Annotated in this window: 21 protein-coding genes and 1 other RNA gene; 7 read left to right on the top strand and 15 right to left on the bottom strand. The window is 55.2% G+C overall.

Features of this window, described 5'->3' with window-relative positions; genetic code table 11:
* Positions 1-139: 139 nt before the first annotated feature.
* From ABTW62_RS01800 to nadB, 5 genes are all read right to left on the bottom strand, one after another.
* Entirely contained in the window at positions 140-595 is a 456-nt protein-coding gene (locus tag ABTW62_RS01800) for an EVE domain-containing protein (RefSeq protein ID WP_430902866.1), read from the bottom strand.
* A gap of 50 nt (positions 596-645) precedes the next feature.
* Positions 646-824: non-coding RNA, 6S RNA (ssrS, locus tag ABTW62_RS01795), on the bottom strand.
* Between the two features lie 26 nt (positions 825-850).
* On the bottom strand, positions 851-1,168 hold the full coding sequence (locus tag ABTW62_RS01790) for a cell division protein ZapA (protein WP_430902865.1): 318 nt from the start codon (positions 1,166-1,168) through the stop codon (positions 851-853).
* Position 1,169: 1 nt separating this feature from the next.
* Positions 1,170-1,364 carry a hypothetical protein gene (locus tag ABTW62_RS01785; RefSeq protein ID WP_430902864.1) on the bottom strand — a complete coding sequence of 65 codons (195 nt, stop codon included), beginning with the start codon at positions 1,362-1,364 and terminating at the stop codon, positions 1,170-1,172.
* 114 nt (positions 1,365-1,478) lie between these two features.
* Positions 1,479-3,065 carry an L-aspartate oxidase gene (gene nadB / locus ABTW62_RS01780; RefSeq protein WP_430902863.1) on the bottom strand — a complete coding sequence of 529 codons (1,587 nt, stop codon included), beginning with the start codon at positions 3,063-3,065 and terminating at the stop codon, positions 1,479-1,481.
* Positions 3,066-3,338: 273 nt separating this feature from the next.
* Between nadB and ABTW62_RS01775 the strand changes: the two genes are divergently transcribed.
* The 5 genes from ABTW62_RS01775 (at position 3,339) to ABTW62_RS01755 (ending at position 9,573) form a co-directional block, all read left to right on the top strand.
* Positions 3,339-4,259 (top strand): branched-chain amino acid transaminase, encoded by a 921-nt coding sequence (locus ABTW62_RS01775; protein WP_430902862.1) that lies wholly within the window; start codon positions 3,339-3,341, stop codon positions 4,257-4,259.
* Between the two features lie 21 nt (positions 4,260-4,280).
* Positions 4,281-4,487, top strand: coding sequence for a zinc-finger domain-containing protein (locus ABTW62_RS01770; RefSeq protein WP_430902861.1), 207 nt, complete (start codon positions 4,281-4,283; stop codon positions 4,485-4,487).
* Between the two features lie 61 nt (positions 4,488-4,548).
* Positions 4,549-5,925 carry a phosphomannomutase/phosphoglucomutase gene (locus ABTW62_RS01765; protein WP_430902860.1) on the top strand — a complete coding sequence of 459 codons (1,377 nt, stop codon included), beginning with the start codon at positions 4,549-4,551 and terminating at the stop codon, positions 5,923-5,925.
* A gap of 36 nt (positions 5,926-5,961) precedes the next feature.
* On the top strand, positions 5,962-7,569 hold the full coding sequence (locus ABTW62_RS01760) for an NAD+ synthase (RefSeq protein WP_430902859.1): 1,608 nt from the start codon (positions 5,962-5,964) through the stop codon (positions 7,567-7,569).
* A gap of 489 nt (positions 7,570-8,058) precedes the next feature.
* A complete protein-coding gene (locus ABTW62_RS01755) occupies positions 8,059-9,573 on the top strand; it encodes a M48 family metalloprotease (RefSeq protein ID WP_430902858.1) in 1,515 nt (504 codons plus the stop codon).
* A gap of 286 nt (positions 9,574-9,859) precedes the next feature.
* Here the strand turns inward: ABTW62_RS01755 and ABTW62_RS01750 are convergent, their stop codons facing one another.
* The 3 genes from ABTW62_RS01750 to smc form a co-directional block, all read right to left on the bottom strand.
* Positions 9,860-10,102: a CDGSH iron-sulfur domain-containing protein gene (locus tag ABTW62_RS01750; RefSeq protein ID WP_430902857.1), complete on the bottom strand. Its 243-nt coding sequence runs from the start codon at positions 10,100-10,102 to the stop codon at positions 9,860-9,862.
* A gap of 32 nt (positions 10,103-10,134) precedes the next feature.
* Complete coding sequence (locus tag ABTW62_RS01745; protein ID WP_430902856.1) at positions 10,135-11,274, bottom strand: cell division protein ZipA C-terminal FtsZ-binding domain-containing protein; 1,140 nt, start codon at positions 11,272-11,274, stop codon at positions 10,135-10,137.
* 341 nt (positions 11,275-11,615) lie between these two features.
* On the bottom strand, positions 11,616-15,161 hold the full coding sequence (gene smc / locus ABTW62_RS01740; protein WP_430902855.1) for a chromosome segregation protein SMC: 3,546 nt from the start codon (positions 15,159-15,161) through the stop codon (positions 11,616-11,618).
* A 60-nt stretch (positions 15,162-15,221) separates the two neighbouring features.
* Here smc and queF point away from each other — a divergent pair, with 60 nt between their 5' ends.
* The gene (gene queF, locus ABTW62_RS01735; RefSeq protein WP_430902854.1) at positions 15,222-15,662 is read left to right on the top strand and encodes a preQ(1) synthase; all 441 of its coding nucleotides are present in this window, start codon (positions 15,222-15,224) and stop codon (positions 15,660-15,662) included.
* 36 nt (positions 15,663-15,698) lie between these two features.
* A complete protein-coding gene (gene fumC, locus ABTW62_RS01730) occupies positions 15,699-17,126 on the top strand; it encodes a class II fumarate hydratase (protein WP_430902853.1) in 1,428 nt (475 codons plus the stop codon).
* Between the two features lie 242 nt (positions 17,127-17,368).
* Here the strand turns inward: fumC and ABTW62_RS01725 are convergent, their stop codons facing one another.
* The 7 genes from ABTW62_RS01725 to ABTW62_RS01695 all read right to left on the bottom strand — a co-directional run bounded on the left by ABTW62_RS01725 (position 17,369) and on the right by ABTW62_RS01695 (position 23,801).
* Positions 17,369-17,506: a hypothetical protein gene (locus ABTW62_RS01725; RefSeq protein ID WP_176974007.1), complete on the bottom strand. Its 138-nt coding sequence runs from the start codon at positions 17,504-17,506 to the stop codon at positions 17,369-17,371.
* Between the two features lie 155 nt (positions 17,507-17,661).
* Positions 17,662-17,799, bottom strand: coding sequence for a hypothetical protein (locus ABTW62_RS01720; RefSeq protein ID WP_430902852.1), 138 nt, complete (start codon positions 17,797-17,799; stop codon positions 17,662-17,664).
* 151 nt (positions 17,800-17,950) lie between these two features.
* On the bottom strand, positions 17,951-18,091 hold the full coding sequence (locus ABTW62_RS01715; protein ID WP_430902851.1) for a hypothetical protein: 141 nt from the start codon (positions 18,089-18,091) through the stop codon (positions 17,951-17,953).
* A gap of 858 nt (positions 18,092-18,949) precedes the next feature.
* Complete coding sequence (locus ABTW62_RS01710; RefSeq protein ID WP_430902850.1) at positions 18,950-20,197, bottom strand: EAL and HDOD domain-containing protein; 1,248 nt, start codon at positions 20,195-20,197, stop codon at positions 18,950-18,952.
* On the bottom strand, positions 20,197-21,018 hold the full coding sequence (locus ABTW62_RS01705; protein WP_430902849.1) for a GGDEF domain-containing protein: 822 nt from the start codon (positions 21,016-21,018) through the stop codon (positions 20,197-20,199). The genes ABTW62_RS01710 and ABTW62_RS01705 overlap by 1 nt, the downstream gene beginning before the upstream one ends.
* A 607-nt stretch (positions 21,019-21,625) precedes the next feature.
* Positions 21,626-22,258, bottom strand: a complete 633-nt coding sequence (locus ABTW62_RS01700) for a response regulator (RefSeq protein WP_430902848.1) — start codon at positions 22,256-22,258, stop codon at positions 21,626-21,628.
* A gap of 46 nt (positions 22,259-22,304) precedes the next feature.
* Positions 22,305-23,801 carry an ATP-binding protein gene (locus ABTW62_RS01695; protein ID WP_430902847.1) on the bottom strand — a complete coding sequence of 499 codons (1,497 nt, stop codon included), beginning with the start codon at positions 23,799-23,801 and terminating at the stop codon, positions 22,305-22,307.
* Positions 23,802-23,845: the final 44 nt, after the last annotated feature.

The following is a 23,845-nucleotide window of genomic DNA, read 5'->3' as shown; positions in this document are numbered from 1 at the left end:
CCAATTTAACCCCAGTTCCCGCTCCCCAAAAATACCCCAAATTCTCGGAAGCTGCATGCCTTCCGCTTAAATCGCAGATCGATCAACCGCCAGCTTGGCTGGTATGGGGGCTTCAGAGATACGTTAGCAGAAAACAAAACTACAGCTTTTCCAGAATAAACGCCCATTCGGCCGGATCGACCGGCGTGATGGAGAGCCGGTTGCCCTTCTGCAGGATACGCATGCCGACAAGCTCCGGATAGCTTCTCAGCTCCTTGAGCGAAAGCAGCCTGGTTTTTCTGAGAAACTTGACCTCGACATTGAACCAGCGCGGATGCTCCCGAGTTGATTTCGGATCGTAGTATTTACTGCCGGGATCAAATTGCGTTTCATCAGGGTAGGCAAGCGCGGAAACTTCCACAATTCCGGCGATTCCCGGCTGAGGACAGCTTGAATGGTAGAAAAGCACCCGATCACCGATTTGCATCTGGTTACGCATGAAATTTCGTGCCTGATAGTTGCGCACGCCATCCCAGGCAACCGTTTGACCCGGTCTCGAGGCCAGACCGTCAATGCTCATTTCCGACGGCTCGGACTTCATCAGCCAGTAACGCATCTTCAACAGATAGTTGGATTGATTGGATTGTCGAGAAAAATCTGAAAGCGGAGGTCCCCGCGAATGCCGTCAGATTGATGTCTTGAACCATAGGGTCCAAGAGGGTCGCCGGCCGGTTGCATCAGGCGCATCTAATAAAAGACGCTCACAACAACAACCATTTGACTAGCAACCATGCTGTAAGAATTGGTTCAAAGAATACAAATCTTAACTAACACCGCAGGGATAAACGGATCTGCACTGCTCCAGGGAAAATCACTTCAGCGTATCAGGGTGGTCTTGCCCGGAAAGCACATTGTCCAATTTGGACACCATAGATTCAATTCTACGCTTAAATTCCTTGATGTCAAAACCTTTGCCAGCGCGCAGATTAAGCAGTTCATGAGTAATGCTGAGCGCGGCAGCAATCGCAATGCGCTCCGTTCCCACGATCTTGCCCGCCTGCTTGATTGCCTGCATTTTTTGCTCGAGATAGGAGACCGCAAGCAGCAATCCTTCACGCTCGGCCTCGGTACAATGAATACGAAATTCTCGACCCATCACGGTCACATCCAGCGTCGTTTCATGCGCCATATCAATTCTCGGGAAGATTGTTCAACAAGGTCTGAAGGCGTCCTGCGGCAGCCCCCATTCTCTCGGCTAATTGATGATTGGCCGCCTCCGCATTTTCAAGCAACCGGCACAATCGGGAGTTTTCCTGGCGAGCGTCCTGATAAAGCTGTACAAGCCGATCGATTTTTTCTTCCAGTAACTTCAGTTCTGCATCCATAGGTTCAATATAGTTTCCCTGTTCTAGTCAACAACCCGGAGCCACCGGCAACGCCATCTTCCCCATCGTGCCCCAGCGGTATCCTGGCCCATGCACTGCTTGCTTGCCATGCGATCAGCGATGCAGGATCGTATTCTCTGCTTGCGACAACGTATCAGGGTAGTCCCGGCTATAGTGCAGCCCCCGGCTTTCCTGCCGGCACATCGCGCTGCGCACAATCAGATCAGAGGTGCATACCAGGTTGCGCAACTCGAGCAAATCGCTCGTCACCCGGAAGTTAGAATAGTACTCATGGATTTCTCCGCGCAACAAGTTGATGCGATGCAATGCGCGTTGCAAACGCTTGTTGGTCCGCACGATCCCGACATAGCTCCACATAAAACGGCGCAATTCGTCCCAGTTGTGCGAGATGACGACTTCCTCATCCGCATCGGTCACGCGGCTTTCATCCCAGCCTGGCAGGGGCCGTTCCGGTGCCGGCTCGCGCGTCAGTATGTCCTCGACCGCCGACAGACCGATCACCAGGCATTCCAACAGGGAATTGCTGGCCAGGCGGTTGGCGCCGTGCAATCCGGTATGTGCGGTTTCACCGACCGCGTACAGATTGTCGAGATCGGTCCTGCCACGATGATCGGTCACGATGCCGCCACAGGTGTAGTGTGCGGCCGGCACAACCGGAATCGGCTCGCGCGTGATATCGATACCCAACTTCAGACAGCGCTTGTAGATCGTCGGAAAATGCTGGGTAAGGAAATCGGCGGGTTGGTGGGAAATGTCCAGATAGACACAATCCAGCCCGCGTTTTTTCATTTCAAAATCGATCGCGCGCGCGACGATATCGCGGGGTGCCAGCTCGGCGCGCGCATCGTGCCAGGGCATGAAACGCTCGCCGCTGGGCAGTTTCAATACGCCCCCTTCCCCCCTGACCGCCTCGCTGATCAGAAAGGATTTGGCATGTGGATGGTATAAACAGGTCGGGTGGAACTGGATGAACTCCATGTTGGCGACACGGCATCCCGCCCGCCATCCCATGGCAATGCCATCACCGGTCGCCACATCGGGATTAGTCGTGTACAGATAGACCTTGCCCGCACCGCCAGTGGCCAGAATCGTGTTGCTGGCGGCAATCGTGCGCACTTTACCAGCATGGATATCGAGCACATAAGCCCCATGGCAACGATTATCCTTTTGATCGCCATGGGTCAATTTTGCACTGGTGATCAAATCGATGGCGATATGCTGTTCCAGCACCACGATATTGGGATGGCTGGCGATCTGCTTGTCGAGTGTGTGCTGGATCACTTTGCCGGTGGCATCCTCGGAATGGATGATGCGGCGCACACTATGCCCCCCTTCCCGGGTCAAATGATAACCGGTCTCGTTATGAGCATCCCGGGTAAAATCCACACCCTGAGCAATCAGCCATCTGACGGCATCCGGCCCATTCTCCACGATATAGCGTGTCATCGCTTCATTGCACAACCCTCCCCCGGCGATCAGGGTATCCTGGATATGCGCATCCGGCGTATCCTCAATCGAAAGCACGGCGGCTATCCCGCCCTGTGCCCAGGCACTGGAACTGTCATGCAGCCCCTTTTTGGTAACCAGGGCAACTTTCTGGGTTTTTGCCAAATTCAGCGCGAGCGTGAATCCGGCCAGACCGCTGCCGATGATGAGTACATCAAAATGAAGTGGTTGCATGTAAACAATCCCGAAATATTGGGTAACAAAAGTGACATTTAAAATCGTGAAACAAAATTATCGCACTTTTTCGCCTGCCTTCGGTCCGGTTACGCTAACATGTCCTGCCATTGTCATTAAAAAAATAAGCTAGAATACGGCAAAGTTTATTCAGGGAAGCATCGATCGCTGTCCATGGCGAAACCAGAAACCACTCAGCGCCATACGGCAATCCGGACGCTTCCCATTCACTTATTACCTATAATTTGTTGATCTAATTTCAGGAGTTTCAGAATGTCAATGGCGGACCGCGATGGAGTTATCTGGTACGACGGGGAGCTGGTTCCGTGGCGGAATGCCACGACACATGTGCTGACCCATACCCTGCACTACGGCATGGGAGTGTTTGAGGGGTTGCGCGCCTACGAGACGCCCGGCGGTTCGGCCATTTTTCGCTTGCCGGAGCACACCGAGCGCTTATTCAATTCCGCGCATGTCTTCAAAATGAAAATCCCTTTCGATCAAGCCACCCTCATGCAGGCCCAGCGGGATGTCGTCAGGCATAACGGTCTCATTTCCGGCTATATCCGCCCGATCGTTTTTTACGGCGCGGAAGCGATGGGATTGTCCGCCCGGGATTTGTCCGTCCATGTCGCGGTGGCTGCCTGGCCCTGGGGCGCCTATCTGGGGGCGGATGGTCTGGAAAAGGGTATTCGGGTCAAGACCTCCTCATTCACGCGCCATCACGTCAACATCAACATGTGCCGCGCCAAATCGGTCGCCACCTATACCAATTCGATTCTGGCCCATCAGGAAGTTGCGCAAGACGGCTATCACGAGGCGCTGCTGCTCGATGTGGATGGCTATGTCGCGGAAGGCTCGGGTGAAAACATTTTCATCGTCAAGCATGGCAAGCTCTACACCCCCGACCTGACAGCCTGCCTGGAAGGTATCACGCGCGCCTCGGTCATCGAACTGGCGCAGGAAATCGGCATCGAAATCATTGAGAAACGCATTACCCGGGATGAAGTGTATTGCGCGGACGAAGCCTTCTTCACCGGCACGGCGGCGGAAATCACACCGATACGCGAGCTGGACTGCCGCACGATCGGCAGCGGCAATCGCGGTCTCATTACTGAACGGTTACAGACCCTGTTCTTCGATTGTGTCAATGGCAGATCAGATGCACACGCCAGCTGGCTGCATTACGTATAACTGAATCAGATGGAGTAATCAATGAGCAATCCCTCCCCCCAAACCTATCCAAGCACAATTGAAATCACTGCGGACGATTTACCGCTGCACTGCCCCAATCCACTGATGGATCCGGCGAGCTGGCACCCGCGTGTTTTTCTCTCGATCGAGGCCAGCGGCGAGGCCATGTGTCCTTATTGCGGCACACGCTACATCCTCAAAGGCGGACCCATCGCAGGGCATCATTGACCCCATGCAACCCGTCGCGGGCACTGCACCCCAGATCATCGAACCGTAGAGGCAACGCCATATGAACAGCATTCCACACGAAATCTTCAAGGCCTACGATATCCGCGGAATTGTCGACACCGCCTTGACCCCCGATGTGGTAGAACGCATCGGCCATGCCATTGGCTCCGAAGCCCGTGCCCGCCAGCTCAGCACCATCACAGTCGGTCGCGACGGCCGTCTGTCCGGCCCGGCGCTGGTTGCGGCGCTGACCCGGGGCATCCAGAAAAGTGGCATCCATGTCATTGATGTCGGCATGGTGGCCACTCCCATGCTTTACTTTGCCGCACACGAATTGAGCGATTACTCGGGCGTCATGGTCACCGGCAGTCACAACCCGCCGGATTACAACGGCCTCAAAATTGTCCTGGGCGGCGAAACCCTGGCTGCGGAAACCATTCAGGCACTCCGCATCCGTATAGAAACCGGCGACCTGCTGCATGGCGAAGGCAATTACAGCCAGCAAGCGATTGCCGACAGTTACTGGCAACGCATCGCGAGCGATATCCAGCTCGCGCGGCCGCTCAAAATCATCGTCGATTGCGGCAACGGGGTAACCGGCGCATTCGCGCCCGAATTGTATCGCCGGCTGGGGTGCGAAGTCATTGAGCTGTTTTGCGAGGTCGATGGCACCTTCCCCAACCACCACCCGGATCCATCCGTCCCCGAGAACCTGCAGGATGTGATTCAGACACTCAAAACCAGTGACGCCGAAATCGGTTTCGCTTTCGACGGCGATGGAGACCGGCTGGGCGTCGTCACCAAGGATGGCAGCATCATCCATCCCGATCGCCAGCTGATGTTGTTTGCCGCCGATGTGCTCTCCAGAAATCCGGGCGGCCAGATCATCTTTGATGTCAAATGCACGCGCAACCTGGCGCCCTGGATTGAACAGCATGGCGGCCAGCCCATTATGTGGAAAACCGGCCATTCTTTCATCAAGGGCAAACTCAAGGAAACGGGTGCGCTGCTCGCCGGCGAGATGAGCGGCCATATTTTTTTCAAGGAACGCTGGTATGGATTCGATGATGGTCTGTATGCCGGCGCACGGCTGCTGGAGTTGCTCAGCAGGCAAGCCGATCTGGCTGCAGCCCTGCATGCCTTGCCCGATACGCTCAATACCCCAGAATTACAGATCAAACTCAAAGAAGGCGAAAATCACACGCTGATCGCGCAGCTGCAACGCGAAGCACACTTTGCCGGTGCCGACCGGGTCATCACCATTGATGGCCTGCGCGTTGAATACCCGGATGGATTTGGCCTGATCCGCGCTTCCAATACCACACCGGTTGCCGTGCTGCGTTTCGAAGCAAATGACCAGACCGCTCTGGCACGCATCCAGCAGGCATTCCGCGAGGTGATTCTGCATGCAAAACCCGATGCCCAGCTCCCGTTCTAACTGGGCCGCCCGCATACCCTGCAGGCGCATCTGGCCGTGAACATCGCGCTCGCCCAGCTCAACTGCACGGTAGGAGATCTGGCTGGAAATATCTCCAAAATTTTGCACGCCTGCCAGCAGGCCAGGCAAGCCGGTGCCGGACTCGTCGTTACGCCGGAAATGGCACTATGCGGTTACCCCCCGCAGGACTGGCTGTTACGGACAGACTTTATCCAGGCCTGTCAGCAGGCACTCGCCAGTCTCGCCACCCAGATCCATGACATGACGCTGGTCGTCGGGCATCCGGCTTATCTGGACGGCAAACTGTACAACGCCGCATCCGTCATCCAGGCAGGCCGCATCCTGGCCACTTACCACAAAAGACATCTACCCAGCGATGGCCTGCTCAATGACCAGCGCTACTTCGAAGCGGGCGATCAGCCATGCACTTTCGAACAGGATGGCGTCACCTTTGGTCTGGCAATCTGCGCGGATTGCCAGCATCTGCCACATTTGCAATCGACACGGCAGATGGGCGCACAGATATTGCTGATATTAAGCGCCTCCCCTTATCGCCTCGACAAGCTGACTAATCGCCAGCAGCAGGTTCGCGCCGGCATTCTGCACACCGGCATACCAGCGATCTACGTCAACCTGGTCGGTGGACAGGATGAACTGGCATTCGATGGCGCCTCATTCGCGATCAACACCCAAGGCGAAGTCACACACCAGCTCCCCGCCTTTCAGGAAAAACTCGGCCAGGTCGAGATCAGGGATGATCAATTGATTCCCAGTCCCTGCACGCCGATGCAGGACCGGATCACTGGCATTTATTCGGCGTTGTGTTTGGGTGTACGGGATTTCATCGAAAAAAACCGGATACCAGGCGTCCTGATCGGTCTGTCGGGCGGGATCGACTCGGCGCTGGTCCTGGCTATTGCGGTGGATGCGCTCGGCAGCGACCGAGTCAGAACCGTCATGATGTCTTCTCCCTATACGATCGACATCAGCATTCAGGATGCGCGCGAGATGGCAGGCAATCTGGGTGTACACCACGAAGAAATTCCGATCGACACCTTGTTCGAAAATTTCCTGCAAACGCTACGTCCCGCACTGGAAGCCTTCCCGTCGCCCGGCAATCCCACCACAGCCGAAAATTTGCAGGCCCGCATACGCGGCACGCTGCTGATGGCTTTGGCCAATCAGTATGGATTACTGGTGCTGACCACAAGCAACAAATCCGAGACAGCGGTTGGTTACAGCACACTGTATGGCGATATGGCCGGCGGTTTATCGGTACTCAAGGATGTCAGCAAAACGCTGGTCTATCAACTTTGCTATCACCGCAACCACATCTCGCCCATCATTCCCGAACGCATTTTGCAGCGGCCACCCTCGGCTGAATTACGTCCCAACCAGACCGATCAGGACAGCCTGCCTCCCTATGACAGACTGGATGCAATCATCGCGGCACATGTCGAACAAGGCATGTCGCTGGAAGCCATCGCAAACATGGGCTACCCGGAAGACGAGGTCCAGCGTGTGCTGCGCCTGATTCATTCCAGCGAATACAAGCGTCGACAGGCTGCGCCCGGCATACGCATCACCCGGCGTGACTTCGGCCAATCCTGGCGCTTCCCGCTGACATCACGCTTCCTAAAATAAATGCGGCCGGTCACTCCCTGATTGCTTGGGTATGCTGCAGCTTGCCAAGGTGGCAGGGTAAGGAGAGCCACCGGATAAGCACCACAAATGATCCCAGGCATTCCATAAGCGGCTTGCTCATTTCCGTACTAGTACTACGTTCCGTCAATTAGCTTACAAATGAAATCGATGGATTCGCCTGCCAGGCTAGGCGCAAACCGCAGTCATAGCCGTAGCTATGGCGAGGATTTGCAACAACGCATGACAGGCGAAGGCGCGATTTCATGTAAGCGGTTTGATGGAACGTAGCACTAGGAGGCTCGTCCGCAGTAGATCAGTCTACTCTCGGACAGCCTCCTAGACCCGTCACTGATCACACGCCCCGGTCGAGCCGCCAGCCCCCCACTTCGGCATGGCTTTCATTCTATGGCAGCAACTGGTATAAAAGAGTGTTCCCAGATAGTCTCACGGGATGAAGGAACTTGATCAGCAGGCAACTATCAAATTGGCATGAAACTCCATTATCTGATGCTTGTTATACCATTGCTGTTTCCCAGCCAGATCTTCGGGCACGAACTACCCGACCTAGGGGATATCTCGCAAGCCACCATCACGCCGCGTCAGGAACGCCAAATCGGCCTGCAGATCATGCGTCAGATCCGGAGCGATTCCAGTTATCTGGACGATCCGGAAATCGCCGACTACCTCAGCCGACTGGGTAGCCGGCTGATTGCCGCCTCCGGTAGCATGGGTTCCGACCACTCATTCAATTTTTTTGCCATGAATGATTCCACGATCAATGCGTTTGCGTTACCGGGTGGATTCATGGGATTCAATAGCGGTCTGATCATCGCGGCACAGAATGAATCGGAGCTGGCGGGGGTCATGGCACACGAGATCGCTCACGTCACCCAGAAACACCTCGCGCGAATGCTTTCCGGCAACCAATATTTCGGCATGCTCACCTCAATTGCAGCGCTCGCGATCGCGATTCTCGCATCTCGCTCCAACCCACAGGCGGGCCAGGCGGCGCTGGTCACCGCCCAGGCCGGGGCCATACAATCCCAACTGAATTTCACCCGCAAACATGAGAAGGAAGCGGACCGGGTAGGATTCAACATGCTGGTCAAGGCCGGCTTTGACCCACATGGCATGGCCTCCTTTTTCGGGCGCATGCAACATGCCAGCCGCTATTACGAGAACGGCGCACCCTCATACCTCAGAACCCATCCGATCACGCATGAACGTATTGCCGACATTCAGAATCGCACGCGCGAACAAGGCTATCGCCAAGTGCCCGACAGCATTGAGTTCCACCTGGTACGCGCCAAGCTGCGTGCGTCCCAAGGCAACCCTGTCCAGACGGTCAACGAATTTGACGCCCGGCTGCAGGACCGGCGTTTCCTCAACGAAACAGCGGAGCGCTTCGGCCTGATACATGCACTGCTGCGTGCAAAGCGGTTCGAGCGTGCCGACAAGGAACTGCATGCCCTGTACCGTGCCATGCAATCCGACCCCTCTGCCGAGTCGCTCAAGGACCACCGCCTGGGCAAGCCCGTCCGGGTCAGCGGCAATTATTTGCAATCAGGCGCGATGATCGAAACGCTGGCAGCACGCGTCAAGCTGAAGAACGGGCAAATTGATGATGCGCTCAATCTTTACCAAACCGCACTCCAGACCTATCCGCAATATCGCGCACTCATTTACGATTATGCCGACGCCCTGCTCAAGCACGGTCAAGCACAAGCCGCACTCGACTTCATCAGAAGCCAATCGCAATTCATCCAAGATGATGTCAGGCTGTACCGGCTGGAAGCGCAATGCCATGCCGCCCTTGGCAATGCTTTCTCGCAACACCGAGCCGAAGCCGAAGCGCTCATACGCGAAGGCAAACTGCGTGCGGCAATCGAACAACTCCAGATCGCATCCCGCCAAAAACATCAGGATTTCTATCAATTGTCGAGCTTAGAAGCGCGCCTGCGGCAAGTGAAAGAAATCGCTGCCGAAGAAGAAAAAAACAACTGATTCCAGTCCAGCCGCAGTAACCACGAATAGACACGAATACACACGAATAATGAAAACCACTTCGGTTGTGTTTTAACCGTAATTTAACCGGTTATCGCACCTTTACCCCGTCGCATGACAAACTCAACCCATGAGAGCGTTACCGCCCAATCATTCGTGTGTATTCGTGTCCATTCGTGGTTTGATTTGTGGGTGCGCCTACGCACCGGTTTTTGTCTATGTGACAGCTGACTGGCAATGACCGATGTTTGACGGTGCGCAAGCGCACCCTACGCATTGTCAAACATTACAACTTGTTATGCGTCCCATCACAGAACGGCGCATTACTTGTTTTTTTACAGGTGCAAAGCCAGGCTGACTTGCTCTCCTCAGCGGTAAAAGCCAGCGGGGTCAGGTCGGTGCCCTTGTGGGAGCCATCGCAGAAGGGTTGTGATTTACTCAGACCGCATCGACACCAGTAGTATTGTTTGCCTGCTTCCAATTGAACCTGGATCGGGGAAAATTTCTGGCTCGAACCTGACTCGCTCATTACGCTCTCCTTGTGATTTTTAATTAAATGGGTCAATCGAACAATTTCAGGGCCGCTTCGCTTCCGGCCGGAATATCTCGGGTGGCCATGATCGACTGGATATGGGCCACCTTTTGTCTGCTTCGTGTCACCGCGTTATCACTTAGCGGCACCCGATTATCGTCTACCAGAATACCGTTCAGGGTCGAAGAAAAAAGCCTGGCGATATGGGCCATCTGGTCGAATACTTTTTCGCCGTTTGCCACTCTTGGCACATCGAGCAGAAAAGTGACGCCATGGGTAGCGAGTGTGCGCATATTGGAAGGCGAGAACGGTGTCGATTCAAAGTTGGCCAGCGAAAACAAGACATTGTTGGTCTCGCTGTCCCGGTACTTGAATACCCCCTCGGATTCAAGCCTGAAACCGGAAGCTTCGGCCAATGCACGAATTTTGGTACCCACGAAAGCCCCACCATCCTTACTGATGATATTGACACCCATGATCACATCTACATCGGCACAGAATCGATCCAGCAAAACCGCCTCGTCATGCACCTTGGTGATTTCGGGACAATCAGCCTCCGCCATGACTTGCGCGGCAAAATCCTCCACCATGTCACGAAAGCGCGATAAATTGATCTCGCTGACCGGTCCGGAACGATCGGCCAGTTGCAGGCACCCCTTCAATTGTCCATAGCTGCCATGGCTGCCCGCATTTTCAAGGGTAATCTCTTCCCATGCCTGCCCGTCCTGGGTCTGCCCATGCCAATGGACAGGCTTGCCAAAATCGAACTTCTGCTGCAGCAGATCCATGAGTTTCTCGTGCGGGATCGGGGCATGTGCACGAATATCCACGATGTAATAAATTTTGTTATCGAAATGGGTCGACTGGGCCGATGCGGGTGCTTCGTGCTCGACTGCCTCGGCCGTTGTCTTGGGCTGACTCACCGGCGGCGGGACCGCTGGCGCGATCTCGTCAACCCGGGCCGGTAGAATATCCTCATTGAATTGCGGCTCGATGCGTTCATTTTTCGCGAGCGGCTTGTGTTCGCTCAGCAAGGCATCGTCATGTTCATTCTTGAATGCATCCCGCACTTTGCGATGGTAGCGCGCCTGTTGTATCTGGTTGAATACCACGACACCGGCAATCACCACAACACCGATAATAATCAGACTGATCTGCAAATCGCTCATAAGCTTTGTCTCCCTCCGTGCACGATTATAATCTTTCTAGCCCTGCTTAAGGGCTCGTTAATGAATAACTTGAGCATATGCTGGGGGCGATTTTGGCGCAGACCAAGGCGCAAGTCACGCCGTTGTGTCATTCACAACAAGTGGCTTGCAACGCCGGTATGCGCCAAAAGCGACCCCAGCCCGAAGGGTTGTTGCGTATTCGGGCATCTGCTGCGTTGCGAGGCTTGCGAATGGAACGACCATTCGGCTTCGCCTCGCGCCTTGCATCTTTCCTGAATACGTAACAACGTATGCCCAAGTTATTTATTAACGAGCCCTATAAGTATAGCCCGTAAAAAATCTCAAGCATGTTCAGCCTCCTGATCGACTCCCGCCATTGTGTCGATATCGACTGTGACCACCCGGGAAACGCCCTGTTCACGCATGGTCACACCCACCAACTGCTGCGCCATTTGCATCGTAATTTTGTTGTGACTGATGAACAGAAACTGCGTTTCTCCCGCCATGCGCTTGACCAGGTCGCAAAAACGCGTTGAATTGCTATCATCCAGTGGCGCGTCGACCTCATCCAGCAGGCAGAATGGCGCGGGATTCAACTTAAACAGCGAGAAAACCAGTGCCAGCGCCGTGAGCGCTTTTTCCCCACCGGATAGCAAATGAATGGAACTGTTCCGTTTGCCAGGCGGGTGCGCATACAGTTGCACGCCAGCATCCAGAATATCCTCGCCGCCGAGCACCAGGCCTGCATGGCCGCCACCGAAGACGGAGGCAAACAATTCGACCAGATTGCCATTCACCTGATTGAATGTTTCCTGCAAACGTTCACGGGTCTCGCGGTCGATCTGGCGAATGGCATTTTCCAGGGACTCGATCGCCGCGCGCAAATCCTGCGACTGCTCATCGAGATGCGTCCGGCGCGCCTGCAAGGCTTCCAGCTCCTGCAAGGCGGCCAGATTGACCGGACCGAGCGCGGCGATCTCCTGAGTGAGGCGGTTGATACGATTCTGCAGCTTGGTCTGCGGTTCATGGCCCAGTTGCTGCATCACTTCCTGTTCATCCAGCGTAGATTCCACCAGTTTATCGGCAAACTGGGCCACTGTCAGACTGGCTTCCTGTTCTTTCAGGCGCGCCTGATTGATCGCTTCCCGGCATGGATGCAACCGCTGTTCAGTCTGCATTCGCACCTGCTCGGTTTCGATCAGCGTGCGATCGATGGTTTCCAACTCATTGCGCACAGCGCCCAGCATCTGCTCATGTTGCGCGCGCTGCGCCTGCCAGTGCTCCAGGTCGGCAAGCAGCACCGATTCATCAAACCCCGCTTGCGATTGCTCGAGTTTTTGCAGGGTGTCGGCGATATCCGCTTTGTTTTGCACGATCATCTCGGTACGCTGCTCACAATCGGCAATTTTGTCGTGGCAGTTCTGTTCGTTGAAAGCGGCTTCACGCAATTCATGCGCCAGACGCTCGACCAGTGAACGCTGCGCCGCCAGGGCCTGTCCGGAGGCCTGACAGGCCGCCTCCGCCCGCTCCACCTGTTCCTCCAGCGCCGCTTTCTCCTCGGCATAAGCGGCCAGATCGATTGCCACTTGTTGCTGCTGTGACGATTCTTCCGCGTGTTGCAGCGCCAGCTCGGCCAGCTCCGTTTCCAATTGCTGCCGCCGTTGAGTCAAGCGTTCGTTCTGCTGCGCCAGCTGCACGCTTTGCAATTGTTGCTGGTGCAGCTGGTTCCTAAGCTGTTCAATTTCAGCACGCGTCTGCGCCATTTCGCTGGCGATATCCCGGCAATCCTGCTCGACCTGTGCGAATGCAGCCTGTTTGGCCAGCAGCGATTGCTCGAGTTCCTCATGCACTGCCGCCAACCGCTCAATTTCCTGTTGGCGCGACAACACGCCATGCAAAACGGAATCGGGCGCAAAATAGCTCACACTGTGACGGGTCAGGCTATGTCCTTCGGCTGTGATCAGCATCTCCCTAGGCGCCAGCTGCATTCTGTCCCGCAGACCGGCCGCCATGCTGTCGATCGTGAACACGCCATACAGCCAGCTTTCCAGCACAGGCCGAATCGCTGGATTGCGGTAGTGCAACAGCGCGCCGAGCGGCTGCCATGGCCGGTCAGTGGCGGGTGCGACCTGCGTGCCGGGTGATGACTGGCCCGATGCCGGCGGGCATTCGCAGGCAGACCACTTGCCGGGGGGGCGCTGCGCCTCCCAGTCCAGCGCCTGCTCCAGCCGGTCCACGCTCACCGCCTGGATACGTTCGCGCAGAATCGCCTCCAACGCGTTTTCCCAGCCATCCGCCACCCCTATCTGCTGCCATAAACGCGGCAGCGCATCCAGCTGATGCCCCGCCACCCAGGCATTCAGATCCTGATCACTTTCCAGCTGGCACTGCAACCGCTGCAAGGCATCATGCTGCGCCTTGGCTTGTGTCATCTCCCGCTGCAGCGCCTGCACCGCCTGCAGAGCCACCTCTTTCTCCTGTTGCGCAGCATCCAGCCGCGTTTCCTGCACCTGCAGCGACTGCTGGCGCGCTTCCAGCGCCGCAGCCAGCTCGCTGTTCGCCTGTTGCAACGTGGTCAGGCGTTCCTGCTCGATCACAGGCTGATCGCGCTGCTCATCCAGCAAACGTTGCTGGCGCAGCGTCAGCTGTTGCAGGGTTTTCTCGGCATGGGCAAGCTGATTCTGTTGCAATTTCTCGTTCTGGCGCGCCAGCGCCAATGCCTCCCGCAATTTTGACAAATGGGCCTGATCGGTGCGGGCAACCGCCTCCTGCTGCGGCAGTTGCCCGGCCTCGAACGCATGCTTCTCGGCACAAACAGCGTGGTATTCACTCGCCTGTTCCAGCTTGTCCCGCCATGCCGCCAGATCATCGAGCATTTGATCCGCCTGCTGTTCATGCTCCTGCAACCGGTGGGCCGCCTGGGCAATCTGCTGAACCAGACGTTCCCGATTTTCACGCATATGCCGGATATTCTGTTCTATGCGGCCAATTTCGCCATCGGCGGCGTATAACTCCCCCTGGATCCGATGCTGCCGGTCGTTCACCGTCCGTTGTTGTGCGCGGCATTCATCCAGTTGCACGACCGTTTGCTGCAGGCCAGTTTGCAAATCGGCCAATTCCTGGGTCAGCTGTTCGATGTCTGCCTGTGCCTTGAGCCGCTGGGCCTCGGCCTGCCGCTTGCGCAACGACCACAACGCGCACTGCGAGGCTGACAACTGACGGTGCATGTCCTGGTAGCGCAATGCCACTTCCCCTTGCGCGGCCAGATGATGTGACTGTTGTTCCAGTTCTTCGAGGATATCATCCAGGCGCAACAGATTGCCGCGCGCATCGTTCAAACGCAGCTCGGTTTCATGACGCCGTTCCCGGTATTTTGAAATGCCCGCCGCTTCTTCAAGGAAAGTGCGCAACTCCTGTGGCTTGGCCTCAATGATTCGGGAAATCATGCCTTGCTCGATGATGGCATAACCGCGTCCGCTGACGCCGGTTCCGAGAAAGATATCCGCTACATCACGGCGGCGCACATGGATGTTGTTGATGTAATAGGCCGACTCGCCCTCTTTCTGCATGACGCGCTTGATCGAGATCTCATTATAGGTCCCCCACTGACCCGCCACCTTGCCGGCACTGTTATCGAACACCAGCTCGACACTCGCGCGCCCGACCGGTTTGCGCTTGGCTGAACCGTTGAAGATGACATCCTGCAAGGATTCGCCGCGCAAGGCCGAGGCGCGCGACTCCCCCAGCACCCAGCGCACCGCGTCGATCACGTTGGACTTGCCACAACCATTGGGCCCGACGATGCCGACTAAATTACCGGGAACAGGGATAACGGTGGGATCAACAAACGACTTGAAACCCGCAAGTTTGATTTCGGTCAGGCGCAATTTGGATAGGCAAAAGGTTATAATTTCGGTTAGCCGCCTATTCTAAACGATTTATCTGCTATGGAAAAAACTGAAAAATCAACCTCCACCCGGCCTTCCAGGAACCTGGAAACTTTCGACAACCCCGTCCGCACGCGCGATTACCGGATTCACATGGAAATTCCCGAATTCACTTGCCTGTGTCCTAAAACCGGACAGCCAGACTTCGCAAGGCTGACGCTTGATTATATTCCGGATAAAAAATGCATCGAGCTCAAAAGCCTCAAGCTTTACATCTGGTCCTATCGTGATGAAGGCGCTTTCCATGAGGCGGTCACCAACCAGATACTGGACGACCTGGTAGCGGTGCTGAAACCCCGTTTCATGCGCCTGACCTCAAAATTTTATGTCCGGGGCGGCATTTTCACCAACGTCGTGGCGGAACACCGCAAAAAAGGCTGGCAACCGCAGCTGCCGGTATTTCTCGAGGCATTCGATCAGCAATCGAATACCCGCGGCTAGCCGTCGCGCATACCGATATCAATAATTCAGCCAACCATGACTATAGATCAATATCGCGAAGAACATGACGCCATGGGCAGCGTAAAAGTGCCCACAAATGTATTATGGGGCGCGCAAACCCAGCGCTCGCTGGACAATTTCAGGATCTCGGGCGAGCGCATGCCGCCTGCCCTGATTCATGCCCTGGCCGTAGTCAAACGCGCGGCGGCCAGCGCCAACCGTGACCTGGGGCTGCTGGAAGATGAGATCGCCCGGGCAATCATCCAGGCCACCGATGAAATCCTGGCCGGCCAACACGCGAGTGAATTTCCGCTGGTTGTCTGGCAAACCGGTTCCGGCACGCAGACCAACATGAACATGAACGAAGTGCTGGCCAACCGGGCTTCCGAAATTCTCGGCGGCGGGCGTGGTGCCGCACGCAAGGTTCACCCCAACGACCATGTCAACAAAGGGCAATCATCCAACGACGTGTTTCCGACAGCCATGCATGTGGCGGCAGTCATCGCGGTGCGCGAACAACTGATGCCCGCGCTCGAGACGCTGCGCACAACCCTCGCCGCCAAAGCCGAGGCATTCGCAAATATCGTCAAGATTGGCCGCACTCATTTACAGGACGCCACCCCGCTGACCCTGGGGCAGGAATTCTCCGGCTATGTCTCCCAGCTGGACCACAGCCTGGCCCACCTGGCAGCCGCCATGCCCCATCTGCTCGAACTGGCGCTGGGCGGCACCGCGGTCGGCACCGGCCTCAACACTCATCCGGAATTCGCTACCCGCACCGCCGCCGAGATCGCCCGCCTCAGCGGCCATCCATTCGTGACCGCGCCCAACAAATTCGAGGCACTGGCGGCCCATGACGCGCTAGTGCACGGCCATGGCGCGCTCAAAACCCTGGCCGCCGCATTGATCAAGATTGCAAACGATATTCGCTGGCTGGCCTCCGGGCCGCGTTGCGGTATTGGCGAGATCCGCATCCCTGAGAATGAACCAGGCAGCTCAATCATGCCAGGCAAGGTCAACCCGACCCAATCGGAAGCGCTGGTCATGCTGGCCTGTCAGGTCATGGGCAACGATGTCGCGATCAATTTCGGCGGCGCCATGGGCAATTTTGAGCTCAATGCCATGAAGCCACTGATCATTCACAATTTCCTCCAGAGCACACGGCTGCTGGCAGACGGCATGGAGAGTTTCAACGCCCATTGCGCACACGGCATCAGCGCCAATCACACCCGAATCGAACAACTGATGCATGATTCACTGATGCTGGTCACCGCCCTCAACCCCCATATTGGCTATGACAAGGCGGCAGAAATCGCCAAAAAGGCTTACCGCGAGGGGACGACACTGAAAACCGCGGCTATCGCGCTCGGTTATGTTACGGCAGAACAGTTCGACATGTGGGTCGACCCACAAAAGATGACAGGCAATCCGTGCCAGATGGAAAATTCAGGTGAGCCTGGTTGAATTTCCAGGAGGCTGTCCGAGAATAGCGATCGTAGCGAGGGCGAGGCTGATTGAGTTGGATTTTTCGATCATTTGAGGCGAATAGTCGTTCTATTTAACGAAAAGGATCGTAAAATCCAGCCAATCAGGCTCGTCCGCAGTAGATCAGTCTATTCTCGGACAGCCTCCTTGGCTCCAAATAAAACAACGGCCGGAGATTCTGTCAGAACGTCCGGCCGTTGAGTATAAAACGGTAGATATGATTAGTATTTACCGCCCAATCCGAAGCCCCAGATGAAATAGCCGAGGATGATAAAGCCTACCGTAGCGACGATAGCGACTTTCCATGCCTCTTTTTCCTTGGCTTCTTCTCTTTTTGTAGTTTCTTCATCATAACCCATGCTTCATACTCTCCTTTACATAAAACAATAAAACAACAAAACATGTTCTCAGGGGTCTGTAACCAGCAAGCATAACCACTGGTCACAGACCCCTAATGATAAAACACCCTTCTCAGTCTTGACTCATAAACTTATCAGGACAATCAAGAAAAAGGTTAATATTTACCGCCCATGCCGGTAGACCAGATCAAGAATCCGATCACAATGAACGCAATAGTTGCGCCAATAGCGACTTTCCAGGCTTCTTTTTCCTTAGCCTCTTCTCTTCTTGTCGTTTCCTCGTCATAACCCATTTCTTATATCTCCTTAAAACAAGTATTCACATTAATCCTGAATTGGCTTCATGATATTAAACCAGTTGACCTGTTCTCAATCATCCACCCAGACCAATAAAATACTCTTTTTCGTTACAATTCATCAAGTCTTCAGGGCAACAAAAAAATATTAGTACTTACCACCCATGCCGGTGCTCCAGATCATGAAGCCGATCACGATAAACGCAATGGTAGTAACGATGGTCACTTTCCAAGCTTCTTTTTCTTTGGATTCTTCTCTTTGAGTTGTTGCCGCGTCATTGTATCCCATGCTTTATCCTCCTAATATAATTAAATGTTTTTATCCCTTTTTGGATAAACTCCCATTCGCCCGGGAAACTGTATTTATCTCAGCTCAGATGCCCGGCAATACCACCTTATGCGTTTACCTTTTGTGAAAAAACCCATAAAGCTGAGAAGGATTCTAACCCAGAATTTTTGACAAGGGAAGCAAAAGCGGCACCCAATTCAGCCATTATTTGCCGTTTCTAGTTGACAAACATCGAAATAGACTATCTACCACAGCCTTTTTTGCAGGCCAGAGGCAATATACGCCCAGTCCAAATACATAATAACCACAACTTAAGGATGGTTATTAGCGGCGCTTCCACTCCCAAACAAACAACATCATCGCCGTAAAGCAAGCACCACTGCGAAAGGCACGTCAACCACGAACGGATACGATGGGCGAGCGGCGGGTGGATGGCGGGGTACGGATAGCTGCTGGATGGCCACGGCCCTGCGGGCCTCGCCAGGACGGTGGCTGTGGTGGATGCGGTGGACACATCCACCACAGCCGTCTTTGCGAGCGCAGCGAAGCAATCCAGCGCGATGCGGAATGGGGCCGGGATAACCACGAATACACACCAATGCACGCGAATAATGAAAACCGCTTCGATTGTGCTTCACCCGTAATTTGGCCGGTTATCACGTATTTGCCCTGCTCCATGGCAAAACTCAATCCATGTGAGTGTCACCACTCAATCATTCGTGTGTATTCGTGTCCATTCGTGGTTCTCTCAATCCCGGTCACAGGGGCAGCAACGGTTTCACCTTGCCGCATGACAAAACTCAACCCATGAGCGCCGCCACTTAATCATTCGCGGTTATCAAAATAAGCCACACTGCGCTATTTATGAGTAGACGACGCCTGCTGATTGATATGACTGGCCCATTTCAATGCACCGAGCTCTGCTTGGCGCAGGCTTGGCATATCCAGAAAATCCAGCTCGGTCAGGATCGCCCCAACTTGCGCCCCGTCCCCTTTTTCGCTGGCCTCGATCAAGTGCAAGAGTTGACCGAATCGGCCTTCACGATATAACAACGCCTGTATGATTTCATCCGGTATCTGCAGCTTATCCACGATCTGCCGGATATCGATACCGAATAACGCATCCAGCAAGGACATGATGCCCGTCATGAAAGCCCGGTCCTGATAATTTCTGTCATCAGGACGGTCAATGGCAGCAATCGATTCCATCAACTTGCCACGCACGGCAGCTATCTGCATGAGCGCATTGGACATCCCGCCATCGGAAGCATTGGAGGCAAACAAAAGCAATTGCACCCACCTTTGCAACTGGCGATAACCCAGCACCATCACCGCCTGTCGTATGGAACCGATTTTGTGCGGCAACGAAGCTGCCACGGAATTGACCATGCGCAACAAGTTATAGCTCAAACCTGGCTGGCGCTTGAGCAGCTGCTCGACACCATCGATTTCCCCATCCTGCGTCACCAGTGCCAGCAATTCCAGAAGAGAAAGCTTGGCCGGTTCTATCTGCTTACCCTTCACGATCTCGGGTTTGGCAAAATAATAGCCCTGAAACAGCTCGAAACCCATCGCCATGCAGGCCCTGGCCCGCGCCTGATTGTCCACTTTTTCGGCAAGCAGGGTCACCCGCCAATTCTTTAGTGTTTCAATCACGTTCTCGATCTCGTCATCCGTCAACGCCAACACATCCACTTTCACCACATTGACGATCGGCAGCAATGATCTGATCTGGTCATCGACCTGGGTCACATCATCCAGCGCGAGCCGATAGCCCAGCCGTTTCAGCTCAAGACAACGCTGCACGACCTCCTCGGTGATCGAAATCGATTCCAGCAATTCGAGCACGACATGCCTGGCGGGCAATAGCAAGAGGGTGTCGCTCATCAACAGCTCACGGCTGATATTGATAAAACCGCGCTGCCGGCCAAGCACCCGCTGGATGCCGAGCTGGCCATAGGCGTTGATCACGACATTAGCAGAAGCCTGAACATCATTGATAATGTGTGCCGAGTTACCCGATCCCGCCCGGAACAGCAATTCATAAGCGACCAGATTCTGTTTGCGATTCAGAATCGGCTGCCTGCCCAGAAAAACATTGAGCATCAGAGTTTGTCGCTATCGGCCGCTACCCTCATGCTGTCCTTGCCGGATCGCTTGGCGAGATAGAGTACCTCATAGGCACGCTCGATCACTGTATTCTGGTTCTCGTGAAATCGCCGCAAGGCGATACCGGCACTGAAAGTGACCGTAACCGGAAGACCTTCCATATCCAACAGCGGTTTTTTGGAAAAATTGGTACGCAGGCGCTGCATCACCCACTCCGCCGATGCCGGCGTGATATCGAGCAACAGAATGATGAACTCCTCGCCCCCGTAACGGGCCACCACATCGCTCGGCCGCAAGGACGTGCGTGCAATTCTCGAAAAATGCATCAGGACGGCATCACCAAACTGGTAGCCATACTGATAGTTAATACAACTGAAATCATCCAGGTCGACTGCCACCGCGCACAAGGCATTTTCGTTGCGATCGGCCCGCGCGGCCTCGCGCAGGAAAACGGTGCTCAATCCCCGCCGGTTGAAAGCTCCCGTCATTGGATCGGTATGCACCTGCTCCCGTAGCTGCTCCAGTTCGAATTTGAGCGATTCGATTCTTTTTTCGGCCAGTCGCAACTGCTCCTGAGCATGGTACAAATCGTTGCCATGGCGCTGATCGTAACTGTCGGCCAGCGCGGTTTCCTGGGACTCGACACCTTCAGCGCCCTCGCTGCTGTCACGTATCCGTTGCGCATAGTATTCGACATGCTGATAATAGGCCTCGACACCAGGTGTCGACTGATGTGCGTCCTCACGCTTCGTCTTGCGCTTGCCGGCGTTCGAGGACCCGACCAGCCGCAGTGATTTATTTTCATCTGAAGTTCGCATGCGCGCCCCTTCCAAGTTATACCATCGCCAGAGTCATTCCGGCAGCCCTCTACGGAATACAGATTGAAAAGAATCAAAGGAACTTCCCAATAGAATGCCTGCCGAGAGGGGCAGATTAACAGCATCCGGCCGATTCAAAAGTGGGAACTATGAGGAGAAAACGCGCTTTTTATTGTGTCATGCCCAAGCCGGGCGGCGGCAACACCCAGGCAGCCCATCCAAGCGAAATAACCAAGGCCATTCATGCGCCTTCGCGCCCATACAACTAAAACCTAACCACGAATGGACACGAATTAACACGAATAATTAAGTGGTAATGCTCACATGGGTTGAGTTTTGTCATGCGGCAGGGTAAATGCGCGACAACCGGCCCAATTACGAATGAAACACAATCGAAGTGGCTTTCATTATTCGTGTGTATTCGTGCCCATTCGTGGTTTGGATTGTCGTTTTTCTCTATGTGGCAGTTTACTGATAATCGTCTGGGTTTGGCTACGATCTTTGCCTGGCTAAGGGTGGAACGCAATCGAGGTGAATTTTGTTATTCGTGGTTCCCTCAATCCCAGTCACAGGACAGCAACGGCTACACCTTGCCGCGTGACAATGCTCAATCGACCAGGTGATGTCTGATTGCGTAACGAATCAGTTCGCTGTTGTTGGAGAGTTTCAGTTTTTCCATCAGGCGGGAGCGGTATACGCTGACGGTTTTGGGGCTTAAACACATTTCTTCGGAAATTTCGGTCAGACCCTTGCCGGAGGCGATCATGCACAATGTCTGATATTCCCGGTCGGATAGCGCGGCATGCAACGGCTGGTCGGTGCCGGTGGTGATGGCATTGGCCAGTTCCTCGGCCAGCGCCAGGGTAATGTATTTGTGCCCGTCCGCAACCTGGCGGATGGCGGTCACCAACTGCGCGGGCGCACTTTGCTTGTTCAGATAACCGGCCGCGCCCGCCCGCAGCGCGCGGACCGCAAATTCATTCTCGTTGTGCATGCTCAACATCAGCACCGCCAGGCCCGGCCGGTCCTTCCTGATCTGCTTGAGCACTTCGATGCCGTTGCGGTCAGGCAGTGATATATCCAGCAGCAACACATCGAATGCCTGCTGGCGCACAATCTTGATTGCCTGGAAACCGGTTTCGGCCTCCCCTGTCACGCTGATATCGCCGGTCTCGCTCAGAATCTGCTTCAGTCCCTGGCGTACAATCGCGTGATCATCGGTAATCATCACCCTTATCATGGTTGCAACCCTTAATCCTGCTGAGATGGCAGTATGCCATACCAATTCATTCCGCTGGCATTTCAGGCGGGCAGGATGCCCGGCTTTCGACCGGAATCCAGATCATCACCTCGGTGCCCGCTTTCGGCTGCCCTTGGATATGAAACCGCCCGCCGAGCTGCTGACAGCGCTCGCGCATGCCTTTGATGCCGAATGACTCCACTTTCTCCAACTCCGGCCGGGTAATCCCGCGGCCGTTATCGGCAACCTCCAAATACATGCAGCCAGCCGTCTCCGCCAGCCTGACCCGCACCTCGGATGCCCCGGCATGCCTGGCGACGTTGGTCAGCGCCTCCTGAAAGATCCGGAAAACCGCCACCGCCAAATCCCCGTCCAGCGCAATTTCCTCCGACTCGCACACCACAAAACAGGCGACCCCGGTATGCTTGCTGAACTCCCGTGCCTGCCACCGCACCGCTGGCAAAATCCCACAATCGAGAATCCCCGGCCGCAAATCGAGCGCGATGCGGCGTGTGCTGTCGATCACCATATCGATCAAAGTTTCGATCGCAGCGGCTTTGTTGCGGTAAAACGCGGCCGCCCGCTCGCTATTATCCATGCAAGGCACCAGCTCACATTTGATCGCGGTCAAGATTCCGCCGATTTCATCGTGAATTTCGCGTGCGATCCGGGCGCGCTCCTGCTCCTTCGCCTTCTGCGAATAGGCGACCAATTCCGCCAGCTGGGCGCGCGAATGCGCGATTTCGATTTCCGTTTGCTTGTTGCGCGTGATATTCAACATGATTCCCTCCCACAGCACCCCACCGTGTGGCGCACGCCGTGGCGTGGCGCGCAGGCTGATCCATTTGATATCCGTATCGCCCTGCGCCTGGATACGCCCTTCCCAGTTCCAGGCCACAAAATGCCTGGCAGAAGCCTGCATCGATTGCCGGTAGCCCGCCACATCCTCGGCCAGAATCAATTCGGCGAACTTGGCCGGCCGCGCCCGTAGAATATCCGGCGCCAGGCCGAGCAATGCCTTGCAGCCCTCGCTCACATAAGGAAAGGCAATTTCGCCATCCGCCTCCAGCACACACTGGAACACCAGCCCGGGCAAATTGGAAGCGATCGCACGAAAACGTATCTCGCTCTTTTCCAGCGCCAGCTGGGTGGCATGAAAATCCTGCAGCCGTTCATGCTGTTGCAAACAATAACGTATCGCCGGCGTCAGGCGCGTGAGACTGCTGGTCAATAAAAAATCCCGCGCCCCGGCCATCAGTAAGCGCGCCGCCGCCAGATCATCGTCGTGGGAAACCAGGGCGACCACCGGAATATCCATCACCTGCCTCGACACCAGCGCCAGCACCTGCTCGGCGCGCATATCCGGCCGGTCATCAGTCAACACCACATCCCATGCTCGTTCCTGCAACACATCCATCAGATTTTCCGGTGCCGCAACACAACGCACCGTGACCAACAGCCCATCTTGCCCCAGCCGTTCACGCACCCGCCCAGCCGCCTCATCCGTATGCCCGACCATCAAAATCGCCACTATTCGAGCCATGTTCACTTCATTCTCCAGTACACAGTGCCAGGCAGCCTAGGAGA

Source organism: Nitrosomonas sp. ANs5, from assembly GCF_050584665.1.
In the GTDB taxonomy this organism is placed as follows: Bacteria; Pseudomonadota; Gammaproteobacteria; order Burkholderiales; family Nitrosomonadaceae; genus Nitrosomonas.
This window is presented reverse-complemented; position numbering and strand designations above follow the sequence as displayed.

Bases quoted from the DNA above. Each gene is read 5' to 3' on its own strand.
- ABTW62_RS01785 (WP_430902864.1), bottom strand. From the start codon at position 1,364: ATGGATGCAGAACTGAAGTTACTGGAAGAAAAAATCGATCGGCTTGTA.
- ABTW62_RS01775 (WP_430902862.1), top strand. From the start codon at position 3,339: ATGTCAATGGCGGACCGCGATGGAGTTATCTGGTACGACGGGGAGCTG.
- ABTW62_RS01705 (WP_430902849.1), bottom strand. From the start codon at position 21,018: ATGCGAACTTCAGATGAAAATAAATCACTGCGGCTGGTCGGGTCCTCG.
- ABTW62_RS01715 (WP_430902851.1), bottom strand. From the start codon at position 18,091: ATGGGATACAATGACGCGGCAACAACTCAAAGAGAAGAATCCAAAGAA.
- ABTW62_RS01755 (WP_430902858.1), top strand. From the start codon at position 8,059: ATGAAACTCCATTATCTGATGCTTGTTATACCATTGCTGTTTCCCAGC.
- ABTW62_RS01750 (WP_430902857.1), bottom strand. From the start codon at position 10,102: ATGAGCGAGTCAGGTTCGAGCCAGAAATTTTCCCCGATCCAGGTTCAA.
- queF (WP_430902854.1), top strand. From the start codon at position 15,222: ATGGAAAAAACTGAAAAATCAACCTCCACCCGGCCTTCCAGGAACCTG.
- ABTW62_RS01695 (WP_430902847.1), bottom strand. From the start codon at position 23,801: ATGGCTCGAATAGTGGCGATTTTGATGGTCGGGCATACGGATGAGGCG.
- ABTW62_RS01720 (WP_430902852.1), bottom strand. From the start codon at position 17,799: ATGGGTTATGACGAGGAAACGACAAGAAGAGAAGAGGCTAAGGAAAAA.
- ABTW62_RS01800 (WP_430902866.1), bottom strand. From the start codon at position 595: ATGCGTTACTGGCTGATGAAGTCCGAGCCGTCGGAAATGAGCATTGAC.
- ABTW62_RS01790 (WP_430902865.1), bottom strand. From the start codon at position 1,168: ATGGCGCATGAAACGACGCTGGATGTGACCGTGATGGGTCGAGAATTT.
- ABTW62_RS01725 (WP_176974007.1), bottom strand. From the start codon at position 17,506: ATGGGTTATGATGAAGAAACTACAAAAAGAGAAGAAGCCAAGGAAAAA.
- ABTW62_RS01700 (WP_430902848.1), bottom strand. From the start codon at position 22,258: ATGATAAGGGTGATGATTACCGATGATCACGCGATTGTACGCCAGGGA.
- ABTW62_RS01710 (WP_430902850.1), bottom strand. From the start codon at position 20,197: ATGCTCAATGTTTTTCTGGGCAGGCAGCCGATTCTGAATCGCAAACAG.
- ABTW62_RS01770 (WP_430902861.1), top strand. From the start codon at position 4,281: ATGAGCAATCCCTCCCCCCAAACCTATCCAAGCACAATTGAAATCACT.
- ABTW62_RS01745 (WP_430902856.1), bottom strand. From the start codon at position 11,274: ATGAGCGATTTGCAGATCAGTCTGATTATTATCGGTGTTGTGGTGATT.
- ABTW62_RS01765 (WP_430902860.1), top strand. From the start codon at position 4,549: ATGAACAGCATTCCACACGAAATCTTCAAGGCCTACGATATCCGCGGA.
- nadB (WP_430902863.1), bottom strand. From the start codon at position 3,065: ATGCAACCACTTCATTTTGATGTACTCATCATCGGCAGCGGTCTGGCC.
- fumC (WP_430902853.1), top strand. From the start codon at position 15,699: ATGACTATAGATCAATATCGCGAAGAACATGACGCCATGGGCAGCGTA.